Origin of the sequence: Litorivivens sp. (assembly GCF_041625495.1) — a bacterium.
Classification (GTDB): domain Bacteria; phylum Pseudomonadota; class Gammaproteobacteria; order Pseudomonadales; family Spongiibacteraceae; genus Litorivivens.
Genome location: NZ_JBFJTH010000104.1, coordinates 1 through 13,435 on the forward strand (window position 1 = coordinate 1; position 13,435 = coordinate 13,435).

Annotated in this window: 12 protein-coding genes and 1 pseudogene; 6 read left to right on the plus strand and 7 right to left on the minus strand. The window is 57.0% G+C overall.

Translation table 11 applies throughout. The annotated features are described in order from the left end of the window. Positions 1–575: nitrilase-related carbon-nitrogen hydrolase (locus tag ABYP39_RS12415; RefSeq protein ID WP_372782815.1), on the plus strand; the 575-nt coding region annotated here is incomplete at its 5' end. A 7-nt stretch (positions 576–582) separates the two neighbouring features. Here ABYP39_RS12415 and ABYP39_RS12420 read toward each other — a convergent pair. From ABYP39_RS12420 to ABYP39_RS12450, 7 genes are all read right to left on the minus strand, one after another. After that, positions 583–1,818 (minus strand): MFS transporter, encoded by a 1,236-nt coding sequence (locus tag ABYP39_RS12420; protein ID WP_372758519.1) that lies wholly within the window; start codon positions 1,816–1,818, stop codon positions 583–585. A gap of 75 nt (positions 1,819–1,893) precedes the next feature. Further along, entirely contained in the window at positions 1,894–2,298 is a 405-nt protein-coding gene (locus tag ABYP39_RS12425; RefSeq protein WP_372747416.1) for a gamma-butyrobetaine hydroxylase-like domain-containing protein, read from the minus strand. Positions 2,299–2,312: 14 nt separating this feature from the next. Continuing rightward, the gene (hslU, locus tag ABYP39_RS12430) at positions 2,313–3,638 is read right to left on the minus strand and encodes an ATP-dependent protease ATPase subunit HslU (RefSeq protein WP_372747417.1); all 1,326 of its coding nucleotides are present in this window, start codon (positions 3,636–3,638) and stop codon (positions 2,313–2,315) included. Positions 3,639–3,770: 132 nt separating this feature from the next. Then, complete coding sequence (hslV, locus tag ABYP39_RS12435) at positions 3,771–4,310, minus strand: ATP-dependent protease subunit HslV (protein WP_372747418.1); 540 nt, start codon at positions 4,308–4,310, stop codon at positions 3,771–3,773. A gap of 125 nt (positions 4,311–4,435) precedes the next feature. After that, positions 4,436–4,984 (minus strand): SPOR domain-containing protein, encoded by a 549-nt coding sequence (locus ABYP39_RS12440; protein ID WP_372747419.1) that lies wholly within the window; start codon positions 4,982–4,984, stop codon positions 4,436–4,438. Beyond that, entirely contained in the window at positions 4,985–6,667 is a 1,683-nt protein-coding gene (argS, locus tag ABYP39_RS12445) for an arginine--tRNA ligase (RefSeq protein WP_372758520.1), read from the minus strand. A 147-nt stretch (positions 6,668–6,814) separates the two neighbouring features. Continuing rightward, a complete protein-coding gene (locus tag ABYP39_RS12450; protein WP_372782817.1) occupies positions 6,815–8,992 on the minus strand; it encodes a primosomal protein N' in 2,178 nt (725 codons plus the stop codon). A gap of 223 nt (positions 8,993–9,215) precedes the next feature. Here ABYP39_RS12450 and rpmE point away from each other — a divergent pair, with 223 nt between their 5' ends. The 5 genes and pseudogenes from rpmE to ABYP39_RS12475 form a co-directional block, all read left to right on the plus strand. Then, complete coding sequence (rpmE, locus tag ABYP39_RS12455; protein WP_372747422.1) at positions 9,216–9,434, plus strand: 50S ribosomal protein L31; 219 nt, start codon at positions 9,216–9,218, stop codon at positions 9,432–9,434. Positions 9,435–9,457: 23 nt separating this feature from the next. Continuing rightward, positions 9,458–10,243, plus strand: a complete 786-nt coding sequence (locus tag ABYP39_RS12460; protein WP_372747423.1) for a thermonuclease family protein — start codon at positions 9,458–9,460, stop codon at positions 10,241–10,243. 2 nt (positions 10,244–10,245) lie between these two features. Then, positions 10,246–11,562 carry a serine hydrolase domain-containing protein gene (locus ABYP39_RS12465; protein WP_372764759.1) on the plus strand — a complete coding sequence of 439 codons (1,317 nt, stop codon included), beginning with the start codon at positions 10,246–10,248 and terminating at the stop codon, positions 11,560–11,562. Between the two features lie 387 nt (positions 11,563–11,949). Further along, positions 11,950–12,795 carry a GGDEF domain-containing protein gene (locus tag ABYP39_RS12470; protein WP_372782819.1) on the plus strand — a complete coding sequence of 282 codons (846 nt, stop codon included), beginning with the start codon at positions 11,950–11,952 and terminating at the stop codon, positions 12,793–12,795. A 157-nt stretch (positions 12,796–12,952) separates the two neighbouring features. After that, positions 12,953–13,435, plus strand: a pseudogene (locus tag ABYP39_RS12475) (malate dehydrogenase); the annotation flags it as partial.

The following is a 13,435-nucleotide window of genomic DNA, read 5'->3' on the forward strand; positions in this document are numbered from 1 at the left end:
ACCTGTGTCGGCGAGATGGCAGTGTCGGTGAGCAGCGCAAACTGCACATGACGCCCCACGAGCGCTGGGACTGGGTAATGGTTGGCGGCGATACCCTGAACATTTTTGAAACCGATGCCGGTCGCGTCGCGATTCTGATCTGCTACGACTGCGAGTTCCCGGAGCTATCGCGACTATTGGCGGAACACGAAGTAGAGATACTGTTTGTGCCATTCTGGACCGATACCAAAAACGGCTACCTGCGGGTGCGGCATTGCGCCCAAGCCCGCGCTATCGAAAACGAGTGTTATGTGGTCATTGCGGGCAGTGTTGGCAACCTGCCTCAAGTCGACAGCCTGGATGTGCAGTACGCTCAATCGGCGGTTCTTACCCCGTCAGACTTTGCCTTCCCTCACGATGCAGTTCTGAACGAAGCCACTCCGAATACGGAAATGCTGCTGTTTTCCGACCTCGACCTCGACAAGCTCAAGATTTTGCATAATGAGGGTACTGTTACGAACCTCAAGGATCGTCGGCTCGATCTTTACAATTTGCAGTTGCCGGGCAAACCGGTGACCGTGCATAAGCTCCGGTAAGGCGCGGTCAAGCCTGGCCGGTTTGAGAAGGCAGGCGAATCAGCGTTATCAGCGCGGTCATTACGCTGAGGATGCCAAGCAAGGTCAAAAACAGCAGCCGATAACTGTCGGTGGTGTCGTGTACCCAGCCTCCGAAGGGTGGGCCTATTGCCGTAAACAGGGCAATCACCAGCGTGGTTGCCCCCATTACCTGACCGTAAATCCGGGTGTCGTAAAGCTTGCCAACCAATGATGCCCACAGCGGAAATACACCGCCGCCACCGATGCCCATCAGAAACGCAGCCATCAGCAATACGGGGTAGCTGGTGGCCACGCTGAATACCAGGCAGGAACCCGCCAGTGAGGCGGTAATCAATGCCGTTACCAGCTTGATACTGATGACATCGCTAAGCCAGCCAACGGCTGGGCTGAAGAACACGCCAAGCAGGGCGACCAGGGATACCAGAAAGGCGCCGCGCACTGCCGCCTCGCCAAGGTCTGTGGCGAACAAGGCAAGATTGGCCAGTAATACGGTGTTGGTGGCGACTGCAGATCCCACGATGCACACCACCAGTAAAAAGTTGCGTTGCCTCAACAGCTGCCAGAATGACAACTTTTCGGCGGTGCTGGTCGTCTCCGGAGCCGGCGCGGCGGTGGCGTCGCCGTCCGGGTGAAGCCCTTTGTCTTCCGGCCGGTCTACCACCAGTGTCCAGACCAGCACGGGTACGATTGCGATAATAAGAATGCCAAGCCCGCCAATGGCAAAGCGCCAGTCGTGGTTGGCCATTACGGTGGCAAAAATGGGTGGGTAGAGAAAGCCGCCGAACTGGGTGCCCAGTGCGGCGATGCCGATGGCCAGCCCACGCCGTCGCACAAACCAGCGCGCCAGTAGTGTGGATACGGTGAGGGTGCTCAGGGTCGCCATACCGAAACCAATCGGCAGGATATAGCTCACCACGACCAGAGTAATAGAGGGGCTTAGTGAGATACAGATAAAGCCAAGCCCCATGCTCACGGTACCTGCCATCATCAAGTATTTATTGGGGTAGCGGTCCAGCAGTTTACCCAGCAGCGGTGAGCTTAGTCCCACCATCAGCATCATGCCGGTTGAGCAGGTCATGAGCACCAGTCGGGTCGGGTTGAATTCTGTGTGCAAGGCACCGGCGACCACGCTGAACATATAGACGGTGGTGCCCCAGCCAACGCTCAGCAACACAAGCATGGCCGCGACCAGAATCCAGCCGTAGAAGGGTTTTGTTGGCATGATGTAATTGCCCCTGGCTATCGTTGTAATAATTCTCAGGGGCTACGATGCCATATGAACAGCAGTGTTGGGTAGTCAGGTGTTGCTGTCGGCGTCGAAAAACTTCACTACCTGCACCTCCGGGTCGCGGCTGGCGCCTGCGTCATGGAGCTTCTGCAGGTAGTCCTGCCAGTACTGCTCCCGGTTGTCCACCAGTTCGCGCAGGTAGTTCCAGGAGTAAATTCCGCTGTCGTGTCCGTCGCTGAACTTGAGTTGGATGGCGTAGTTGCCGACCGGCACGATGTCGGTGATGGCCACGTTGATCTTGCCGGTTTGCAGTTTTTCCTGTCCGGCACCGTGGCCACGTACTTCGGCTGATGGCGACAGTACCCGCAGCAGTTCACAGCTAAGACGGTGTCGTTCGCCGTTGGCATAGACCAGCTCCAGTTCTCGGGATTTCTGGTGTAGCTCTATGCCGGCCGGGGTGATGTTGTCGCTCATGTTTTGCGCTCTCGCTAGAGAATAAACCGACTGAGGTCTTCGTCCTTCGCCAGTGCGCCCAGTTGCGCATCCACGTAGGCCGCATCGATGACCAGTGTTTTTTCCGCCGAATCTGTGGCGACAAAAGACGCTTCTTCCAGCAGGCGCTCAAGTACGGTGTGCAGGCGCCGGGCACCGATGTTTTCAGTGCGCTCGTTAACCTCCCAGGCGGTTTCTGCAAGTCGGCGAATGCCGTCATCGGTGAATTCGATGGTCATGCCTTCGGTGTTGAGCAGCGCGATGTACTGTTCGGTCAGCGAGGCATTTGGCTCGGTTAGAATGCGCTCGAAATCATCGGGTGTCAGGGCCTCCAGTTCAACGCGTGTAGGCAGTCTGCCCTGCAGTTCGGGGATCAGATCCGACGGTTTGCTCAGGTGAAAAGCGCCTGAGGCAATAAACAGAATGTGATCTGTTTTGACCATGCCGTGCTTGGTGCTTACGGTGCAGCCCTCAATCAGCGGCAGCAGATCGCGCTGTACGCCTTCGCGGGAAACATCGGCGCCGCCAGTTTCCTGGCGTTTCGCCACTTTGTCGATCTCGTCGAGAAAGACAATACCGTTCTGTTCCACGGCCTGGATTGCCTGAGCTTTGGTCTCTTCTTCGTTAACCAGCTTGGCGGCTTCCTCGTCGGTAAGCTGCTTGAGTGCGGCTTTGACTGGCATGCGCCGCGACTTTTTGCGGTGGCTGCCCATGTTGGAAAACATGCTTTGCAGCTGGTTGGTCATTTCTTCCATGCCGGGCGGCGCCATGATTTCCACGCCCATGGGAGAGGCATTTACTTCAATATCGATTTCCTTGTCATCCAGCTCACCTTCGCGCAGCTTTTTGCGGAACATCTGTCGGGTGCTGTTTTCCTTGTCCGGACTGGCATCCTGCGAATCCCGGGCGGGTGGCAGCAGGATATCGAGGATGCGTTCCTCAGCTGCGTCGCCAGCGCGGTGCCGAACCTTGTTCATTTCGGCTTCGCGGTGCATTTTGATGGATACGTCGACCAGATCGCGAATGATGGATTCTACGTCGCGGCCAACGTAGCCAACTTCGGTAAATTTGGTGGCTTCGACCTTCAGAAAGGGGGCGTTGGCCAGCTTGGCCAGGCGGCGGGCTATTTCGGTTTTGCCAACACCGGTAGGGCCGATCATTAGAATGTTTTTCGGGGTTATTTCCGCGCGCAGCTCTTCGTCGAGCTGCATGCGGCGCCAGCGATTGCGCAGGGCAATGGCGACGGCGCGCTTGGCCTTGTCCTGGCCAATGATAAAACGGTTCAGTTCGTGAACGATCTCACGGGGTGTCATTTGTGACATTGGGAACTCCGTAGGTCTGACGTAGCTACGACTGACGTGAAAAGCACGTGCTGCAATTTGTTGTGTATGGTTTGACCAGAATGGGTGACGCCGTCGCGCCCGGTGTATGACGTCCGGCAAGTCAGCATTGTGTTATGTCTCAAGGGTTTCAATCACGCGATTGTGATTAGTATAGATGCAGATATCCGCAGCGATTTTCAGCCCCTGTTCGACAATATCGCGGGCATCCATGTCGGTGTTGTCCAGCAGGGCGCGGGCGGCAGATTGGGCAAAGGGCCCGCCGGAGCCGATGGCGATAAGGCTGTCTTCGGGTTCGATCACGTCGCCGTTGCCAGTAATCACGAGAGAGGTTTCTTTGTCGGCAACCGCGAGCAGGGCTTCCAGGCGGCGCAGGGCTCGCTCGGTGCGCCAGGCCTTGGCCAATTCAACGGCGGCACGGGTTAGGTGCCCCTGGTATTTTTCCAGCTGAGCCTCAAACAGCTCAAACAGGGTAAAGGCATCGGCTGTACCACCGGCAAAGCCCGCCAGCACTTTGTCGCCGTAGAGGCGGCGTACCTTGCGCGCATTACCTTTCATGACGGTATTGCCCATGGACACCTGGCCATCGCCACCGATGACGACCTGGCCATTGCGGCGTACGGAGAGAATGGTTGTGCCTCGGTATTGTTCCACTCAGAACCTCGTTGTTGGCGGGTATCAGGGAGATATTGGGGGGATGGGGGCGAAATTCAACCCTTTTGCGAGGGTTGGGCGATATTTTTGCCAGACGCCACGGCTTCCTGCGTCTGGCCCGGAAATCACCCTGCGATTTTTCGCTTAAGCAGGAGCGTTTCTATCCCTTCTGAAATCAGCGTAGTTCTCGCCTTCGACAGTTTCGAGCGCGAGGTAAAGGGGCCCACATAAACCCGGTGCCAGGTATCACCGTTTGCTTCTACCGCTTCGATTTTGGCTTCTAGTCCCAGCAGCAGCAATTCGGCCCGTCGGCGATCGGCGTCGGCATTGGATTTAAACGAGCCCGCCTGCAGTATGAACTGATATTGCTGTTCGTTTGCGGTGTTCTCTTCCTGGCGGGGATGCTGCTCCTCGGGCACGATGACTTCCCGTTCGGGCAGCAGCGTGAAGAAATCGAACTGGGTTTCCGTGCGCGGTTTGCTCACTGGCACCGGCTTTTCCGGTTTTTTGCTGGCAACCTCGGTTTTCTCGCTGCCAGTATCAACACCGCTGAGAAATACGAGAAAGGTCAGAAAGCCGCCGCAGATTGCCCCGGCGCAGAATACGACCCAGGCGGGAATACCAGATTCGGTTTTACGCGATGCGGTTGCACCGCGTGTGCGTTTGGTCGCCAATTACATTTCCTCCGGGGCGGATACGCCGAGCAGATCAAGCCCGTTGGCAATAACCTGACGTACCGCAACCGAAAGCGCAACACGGGCATTGCGAACAGTTTCACTATCTTCTAATACTTTGTTGCTGTTGTAGTAGCTGTGAAATTCGCCGGCCAGTTCGCGCAGGTAGTTGGCTATAGTGTGAGGTTCGAAACTGCTGGCCGCTGTGGTCACCACGTCGGGGTAGGCTGAGAGGCGTTTCATCAGTGCCAGTTCGGCCTCTTCGGTGAGTGCATCGAGCGAATCGCAGCCGCTCTCTACAGACCAGTTCCATCCCTGTGTGGACAGTTTGCGCAACACGCTGCACACCCGTGCGTGGGCGTACTGAATGTAATACACGGGGTTGTCGTTGCTCTGAGAAATGGCCAGATCAATATCAAAGGTCAGTTGCGAGCTGGGCGCGCGGGCCACCAGGAAATAGCGGGTGGCGTCGCGTCCCACTTCGTCTATCAGGTCGCGTAGAGTGACATAGCTGCCGGCGCGCTTGGAAATTTTCACTTCTTCACCGCCGCGCATCACCATGACCATCTGGTGCAATACGTAATCTGGCCAGCCTTGGGGAATGCCGGCATTGAGTGCCTGCAGGCCGGCGCGAACGCGGGTAATGGTGCTGTGGTGGTCGGCGCCCTGTTCGTTGATTACGGTGTTAAAACCGCGCTGCCACTTGTTCAGGTGGTAAGCCACGTCGGGTACAAAGTAGGTATAGCCGCCTTCGCGCTTGCGCATGACCCGATCTTTATCGTCGCCAAAGTCGGTGGTTTTCAGCCACAGCGCGCCGTCTTTTTCGTAGGTAAAGCCGTTTTTAACCAAGGTCTGCACGGCTTCTTCTACCTTACCCTCGGCGTAGAGGGAGGATTCCAGAAAGTAGACATCAAAATCGACGCCAAACGCTTTCAAGTCCAGATCCTGCTCACGGCGCAGGTAGGCCACCGCAAAATCGCGAATCGCATCCAGATTGTCGGCATCGGCAGCGCCGGTCACATGTTTGTCTTCCGCGTCGATGGTATCGCCATTCATGTACGATTTGGCAACGTCGACAATGTATTCGCCGCGGTAACCATCTTCCGGCCACTGCGGGCTATCGGGCCCTAGGCCTTGGCAGCGGGCCTGTACGCTGCGCGCCAGATTGTCTATCTGGGCGCCGGCATCGTTGTAGTAAAACTCGCGGGTCACCTGATGTCCGGTGGCCTCCAGCAGGCGGCACAGTGCATCACCCACAGCGGCGCCACGGCCGTGGCCCACGTGCAGGGGCCCGGTGGGGTTGGCAGAAACAAATTCAACCTGCACCTTTTTGCCTTGCGCGACATCATTTCGACCAAAGCTGCGGCCGGCGGCGAGTACCTCGCTTATGATGCCGGTGGCAGCGTCAGCGTTCAGAAAGAAGTTGATAAAGCCTGGGCCGGCAATTTCAGCTTTGTTCACCAGGGCATTGTCGGGTAGGGCGTCGATGATCTGCTGGGCAATATCGCGCGGTGACTTGCGCAGGGGCTTGGCCAGGGTCATCGCGACATTGCTGGCAAAGTCGCCATGGCTTTTGTCGCGGGTCTGCTCCACCTGCACCTTGGGTTCGAGGTCTGCAGGCCAGTCGCCACTTTGCAAAGATGCAATGGCCTGCTCGATCAGGGTGACGATCTGTTCCTTCATGGTGGGCGGGTAACTCCTGGACGCTACTGTGAAAAGAGGGCGGCTATTATCCCTGTTTCGCCTACGGTCTGCCAGCTGGCGCCGAATTAACTCGGGAAGATGCCATCAAGCACCTCGCTACTTTGTGAGATGCGTCAAAAAGTTGCGTTAGAACCACTCCAGTGGATCGACATCAATCGTCCAGCGTAGGGCAAAGCCGGGTTTTAGTGGTTCTGCGGCCGCCCGCGCCCTGTTCAGCAGGGTGTGCAGCTGTTTGCGTTGTTCCGCCAGTAGAATCAGTGAGCAGCGGTAACGGTTAGCCTTGCGCGCGATGGGAGCGGGTAGTGGCCCGATGAACTGGGCATCATTGCCGGGCATACCTGTGCCGCGTCGCACCGCCTGCAAAAAGCTGTCGCAGGCCTCCAGTGAGTTGGCTTCGGCGCGTATCACGGCGGTGTGGCTGCAGGGGGGCAGGCCGAGTTGCTCGCGCTCGGCCAGCAACTGCTCGGCAAAGGGGTCGTAGTCCTGTCTAACGAGCGTGCCCAGTATCGGGTGATCGGGGGCGTGGGTCTGGATCAATACCGTGCCCTTGCGCTGTGCGCGTCCGGCTCTGCCGGCGACCTGTGTCAGGAGCTGCCCGGCGCGTTCCGCGCCGCGAAAATCCGGGCTGAACAGGCCGCCGTCGATATCGAGCATAATCACCAGCGTCACCAGCGGAAAGTGGTGACCTTTGGCTAGCATCTGTGTGCCAACCAGAATGCATGGTTTGCCCTCGTTTACGGCGTTGACCATATCGCGCATGGCACCCTTGCCGCTGGTGGTATCGCGATCTATGCGTATTACCTGGGTATTGATGAAAGTGGTCTTCAGAGTTTGTTCTAGACGCTCGGTGCCGGGGCCTTTGTAGGTGAGGCTGTGGTTTTTGCAGGAAGGGCAACTATCAGGCAGCGGTTTGTAGGCGTCGCAGTGATGGCAGCGCAACTGTCGGCGTCCAAAATGCACCGTAAGCGATACATCGCAGTGGTCGCACTGGCCAACCCAGCCACAGGCGTGGCATTGCAGTAGCGGGGAGTAGCCTCGCCGATTCAGGAAAACCAGTGCCTGCTCGCCCCGAGCCAGGGTATCGGCTATCGCGTCCATACTTTGGGGGGCCAGGCCGTTATTGAGATCACTGTTGCGGATATCCAGCAACTTGATGGTGGGGGCGCTGGCGCCGCCGGCCCGCTGGGTGAGCTGCAAGCGGTGATATTTTCCCGTGTTCACATTGTGCAGACTTTCCAAGCTGGGAGTGGCCGAGCCCAGCACGACGGGGCAGCGATGGTCGGCGGCCCGTTTAACCGCGATATCCCGGGCGGAGTAGCGAAAGCCATCCTGCTGTTTATAAGAAGGGTCGTGCTCTTCGTCGATAATGATCAGGCCCAGTGCGCGAAACGGGGCAAATACGGCCGAACGCGTGCCGATAAGAACTGCGCAGTCGCCGCGGGCGGCGCGCTGCCAGTCGGTCAGGCGCTCGCCATCCGCCAGCCCGGAGTGCAGCACACAGACCTGCCCTGGAAACCTCGCCTCAAAACGGCGCAGAGTTTGCGGTGTTAGCCCTATTTCCGGCACCAGCACCAGCGCCTGGCGTCCGGATTGCGCGCAGTGCTCTATGGCCTGGAGGTAGACCTCGGTTTTGCCGCTACCGGTGACACCTTGCAATAAAAAGGGCTGAAACTGCTTGGAGGCCTCTGTAATGGCGTTGACGGCCAGCAGCTGCTCCTGATTGAGAGTCTTAGCCGGAGTGGCGGCCACGGGCTTGGCCGTGTGGCGGCTGGCGGCGATATAGCCCTTGTCCAGCAGCGCTTTGATGACCGGGTAGTCGTAGCCGTTCTGTTTGAGGGTATTGCGACTGGCGCTTTCCTGGTGGCTTAGCCAAGACAAAAGGGCAGCCTGTTTTTTGGCGCGTTTGAGAAGGTCTGCTGCCAGTGCTTCGCGCCCGCTATCGGTGACGCTGTAGGCCAGTTCCACCTGTTCCCGGGGTGGATTTTCCCGGCGTAAACGCACCGGCAGCATCTGTTGTAACACTTCGCCAATTGGATGGTGATAGTAATTGGCTGCCCAGCGGCCCAACGCCAGCAGGTCCGGGCTGAGGGTGGGCTCGGTATCGAGCACACTTACCGCCGCCTTTAGTTTGTTGCCGGCGATCTGGCTGTGCTGTTTGGTGCCGAGAACGACAGCCACCAGCCGGCGGTTGCCAAACGGCACCAGCACACGCATGCCGGCCTGAATGGTGGTTGCATTCTCCGGGGGCAGGTAGTCGAAGCTGCGGCGCAGTGGGCAGGGAACGGCAATATCAAGAATCAGCATCGGCGCAGTATAATGAAAGCTGTAGTCAGGCTATAGAGAATTTCCTGAGCAACATCGCTGAAAGACAGGAACTGCGCGTACTTTCGGTTGATTATTAAGCAACTTCTGGTAAGATTCGCGGCCTGTTTCGACCCCGGCATAATGTCTGGGCCGGTTTTTATTACTGATGACCTGCGCGGTGCCTGGCGAGAGATCAGGTGGCGGCGCTCAAGAGGATTCCATCATGAAAGCGGATATTCATCCCAAATACGAAGAAATCACGGCTACCTGCAGCTGCGGTAATGTGATTAAAACCCGTTCTACCATGTGTCAGGACACTCACCTTGACGTATGTTCTGCGTGCCACCCCTTTTACACCGGCACCCAGAAAATGATGGATACCGGCGGTCGCGTAGATCGTTTCCGCAAGCGCTTCGGCAGCCGCGGTGCGAAAAAAGCCTGATTGTTACCTACCGGTTTCAGTCCATGATTTCAGGAACGCCCAGCCAGTTATGGTTGGGCGTTTTTGTATGTGTCTGGCTGGCAGCCGCCGCCCAAGCGGACTGTATCCCTCCCTCCTCCCTGCAGCCTGCCACCCTTGAGAGTGTGGTGGATGGTGACACCCTGCGTCTGACCGACGGCCGTCTGGTGCGCCTGATTGGCGTCAATACTCCGGAAATCGGCCGTGATGGCGCCCCCCATCAGCCATACGCTGTCGCGGCGGCGCGGGCGGTCAGGCAATGGCTTGGCAAAACCGTATGGCTGGCGCCGGGACATGAGCCAATGGATCGCTATGGCCGCACCTTGGCGGCGGTTTATCGCGACCGGGATAAAAAACATCTGGGCGAGTATCTTTTGCAGCAGGGATTGGGCTGGCAGGTCAGTGTGCCGCCCAATCTTCGCGATGTGGCCTGTCTGCGAGCAGCTGAACTGGCGGCGAGGCGGTCCGAGCGTGGTGTTTGGCGGATGCCCGAGATATTGAGGGCGAAGTCACTAACCCCGGCAGATGCCGGATTTAAGCGTGTCACCGGGCGGGTAACGCGGGTGTCTCCCAGTCGCCGAGCCCTCTGGATAGAATTGGATAGTGCGTTGTCGCTACGCCTTGATAAGCGTGATCAGGTCCATTTTCGGGGGGTGGATATGCAATCCCTGGTGGGACAGGAGTTGACGGTGCGTGGATGGTTGATTTATAGAGATAGGCACCGTGCGCAATATCCTGCGCACATGATGGTATTGCGTCACCCAGCGATGCTGGAGACGGACGAGGAGTAAGCATGTTTGCCCGTAAGAAGAAGTTGTTGCAAGCGATCGAACGCAAGGTGTTTCGTGGTTTTGAAGTGCCGGAAGATCTGGCGCCGCTGACGGATATTGATCCCAACGAAGCGGGAGCTGGCAACAAAAGCGGTGTTACCGCTGAAGAAGTGGAATCAATCTGGGCCGGGGTGGAGGATTTTTACCGCCGTGGCGCTCACCCGTTTGTTTCGCTCTGCGTGCGCCGTCACGGTGAGATGATCCTGAATCGGTCGCTGGGATACGTCAAGGGCGCGATGGGTGAGTGTGAGCCCGTTGTCGGTTCTCTTGAGACCCCGGTGTGCCTGTTTTCATCGTCGAAAGCAGTATCGGCCATGCTGATTCACAAACTGGCGGAAGAAGGGCATGTTGAGCTGCTGACGCCCGTCAGTTACTACATACCTGAGTTTGCTGCGGGCGGCAAAGCCAATATCACTATCCACGATCTGCTCAGCCACCGCGCAGGGGTGCCTGGTATTGCGGCGGATGTGCCGCGTGATGTGCTCTACAATCCGGACGAAGCTCTGCGCCATATCTGCGAGATGGAAACGCTGCATAGCGACGGGCGGATATCAGCCTACCACGCGGTTACCGGTGGCTTTGTCATGGCGAAACTGGTTGAAGTCACTACTGGCCTGACCATCCAGCAATATCTCGATACGGTGTTCCGACAGCCGTTGGGTATGAAATATTTCACCTATGGCATAGGCGAAGAGCATCATGACAATGTGGCGCGTCACTATGAAACCGGTCTGAAAAACCCCAAGCCTATCGAAAATTTACTTAGCAATGTGCTCGGGGCCAGTGTCTCGGAGGTCATTGAGATTTCAAATAGCCCGGAATTTAAATCTTCGGTCATTCCCTCGGGCAATATTTATTCAACCGCCGAGGAAGCGTGTCGTTTTTTCCAGATGATGCTGGACCGCGGCGAGTGGCAGGGCCAACGCGTTCTCGACCCGGTGACAGTGCTGCGCGGTACGCGTGAGGTCGGCGGTGCTCGTCTTGATAAATCACTGATGCTACCCATGCGCTATAGCGCAGGCATGATGTTGGGTGGTAAGCCGGCGGGGCTGTACGGCGTCGATACTCATCACGCTTTTGGTCACTTGGGCTTTAGCAATATCCTTTGTTGGGCAGACCCGCAGCGCGACCTTGCGGTATCGTTGGTTAGCAGCGGTAAGCCGGTTATCAGTAGCCATATCGTGCCGTTGCTGTTTACCGTCCTGAACAGAATTAATAAGGCTTGCGAGCCTTGTGTAGACGGGCTTTACGACCTGCCGCAGTATCATCCAGCAGGGTAATAGGGTCAGTCGTTCATGGCGATCTGATTGAAATCATAGAAATTTTTCCCTTCCGGTGGGCTGTGGTATGCGCAGCCCGACACTTTGAGCGCTTCCCGCGATGCGTATAACCTCGCCTGTTGGTCCGGTGTGCGTCGCTATGCTACTAATCCGTAAAAGGTGCAAACTTGCGTTGCTTGCCTTAACCTGTAGGGGCAGCAGGGGTTTCATGTTTAGTTTGGCCGGCGCAAGTGCAGTAGAAACCCTTTACCTCATCGATGGCGCCAGAGGGCTCAGATTTCAATGAACAATCCTTCGGTTTCTCCGGAAGCAGAGGCGAAGTTCTTACGCGCTACGATCCATTCGCTTAATTCCTCGATCTCTGTCACAACCCTGGCAGGCGATATCGTGTTTGTTAACAGCGCCTGGCAGGCGTTTGGAGAGCAGAACGCCGGGTGCGCGTCGACCATTGCCGGCGTTGGCATGAACTACTTCGAAAGCTGCGAGAAGGCAGCCAGGGGTGGTGATGCGCACGCTCGACGGGCTGTCCGGGCTATCAAGCTTGTCGCCACCGGCGCGTCGAAACTTGAGTACCTTGAATACCCCTGCCATAGCCCGACAAAAAAGCGCTGGTTCACCATGCGTGTCACCCGATTTGAGGTGGACGGGGCGCCCTATGTTTCAATCATGCATATTGACGTCACTACGCGAAAACTTGCTGAAATCCGCACGCGTGAGCTGGCAGTCCAAGACCCGCTGACTGATCTCTTTAACCGCAGGGCGTTTGATGAAGAGCTTCAGAGCCTTCTCCATAAAGCCGATGAGATTGATTGTTTAACGCTCGCGCTCATTGACATAGATCACTTCAAGCAAGTGAACGATAGCTATGGACACAGCTATGGCGATGAATGCCTGCAGAAAGTAGCCGCGATACTGAAAGAAGCCTTTAGCGCTGAAAGCTGTTTTGTGGCGCGCTACGGCGGCGAGGAGTTCGCGGTAATTATGGTTGGTCTGTCGCCACGCGAAGCTGTGGGTCTCATGGAGGCCTTCATGGCAAAACTTGCCGGGGCCGGTATTGAACACAAGGGCGCAACGACGGGTGATGTGCTCACCGTGAGTGCAGGCGCGGTAACCACCGTGGACTATGAGCAGCTGGCGTTAGATAGGTTAATAGATGTCGCGGACGAGAAGCTTTACGAAGCAAAGGATGGTGGGCGAAATCAACTCTGTCACACCATAATGCCCAGCACTTGATGTGGGCCCTCTCTGCGAGGAAGTAAGTATTCACAGTAAACACACTCGTTATGCTGGATGCATCTCGAAAAGTGGCCTGCCGTGCCCTTGAGGCGCCCCTCGCTTTTCTATATGCTTCTGCGCCTCTTTAGGGTTATTTCAACGAACCGGACCTGCAATGTCTGAGGATTTCAAGCGCGCTGCGCTGGCGTATCACGCCGAACCGACGCCGGGGAAGATCGGCGTTCAATTAACCAAACCTGCGGAAACCCAACGGGACCTGGCCCTGGCATACAGCCCGGGTGTCGCGGAGCCCGTGCGGGAGATTGCCCGCGATCCGCAGCTGGCCTACAAATACACCGCCAAGGGCAACCTGGTTGCGGTTATTTCTGATGGCAGCGCCATTCTCGGTCTGGGTGATCTGGGTCCATTGGCGAGTAAGCCGGTAATGGAAGGCAAGGCTCTGTTATTTAAGCGTTTTGCCAATGTGGATTCCATTGACATCGAGGTCAACGCCGAAGACTCGCAGGCGTTCATCGACACCGTCGTGCGTATTGCTGATACCTTTGGTGGGATCAATCTGGAAGACATCAAGGCGCCTCAGTGTTTCGAGATTGAACGCATTTTGATTGAGCAGTGCAACATTCCGGTGTTCCACGAC

Bases quoted from the DNA above. Each gene is read 5' to 3' on its own strand.
- ABYP39_RS12460 (WP_372747423.1), top strand. From the start codon at position 9,458: ATGATTTCAGGAACGCCCAGCCAGTTATGGTTGGGCGTTTTTGTATGT.
- ABYP39_RS12450 (WP_372782817.1), bottom strand. From the start codon at position 8,992: ATGCTGATTCTTGATATTGCCGTTCCCTGCCCACTGCGCCGCAGCTTC.
- ABYP39_RS12425 (WP_372747416.1), bottom strand. From the start codon at position 2,298: ATGAGCGACAACATCACCCCGGCCGGCATAGAGCTACACCAGAAATCC.
- hslU (WP_372747417.1), bottom strand. From the start codon at position 3,638: ATGTCACAAATGACACCCCGTGAGATCGTTCACGAACTGAACCGTTTT.
- rpmE (WP_372747422.1), top strand. From the start codon at position 9,216: ATGAAAGCGGATATTCATCCCAAATACGAAGAAATCACGGCTACCTGC.
- argS (WP_372758520.1), bottom strand. From the start codon at position 6,667: ATGAAGGAACAGATCGTCACCCTGATCGAGCAGGCCATTGCATCTTTG.
- ABYP39_RS12465 (WP_372764759.1), top strand. From the start codon at position 10,246: ATGTTTGCCCGTAAGAAGAAGTTGTTGCAAGCGATCGAACGCAAGGTG.
- ABYP39_RS12420 (WP_372758519.1), bottom strand. From the start codon at position 1,818: ATGCCAACAAAACCCTTCTACGGCTGGATTCTGGTCGCGGCCATGCTT.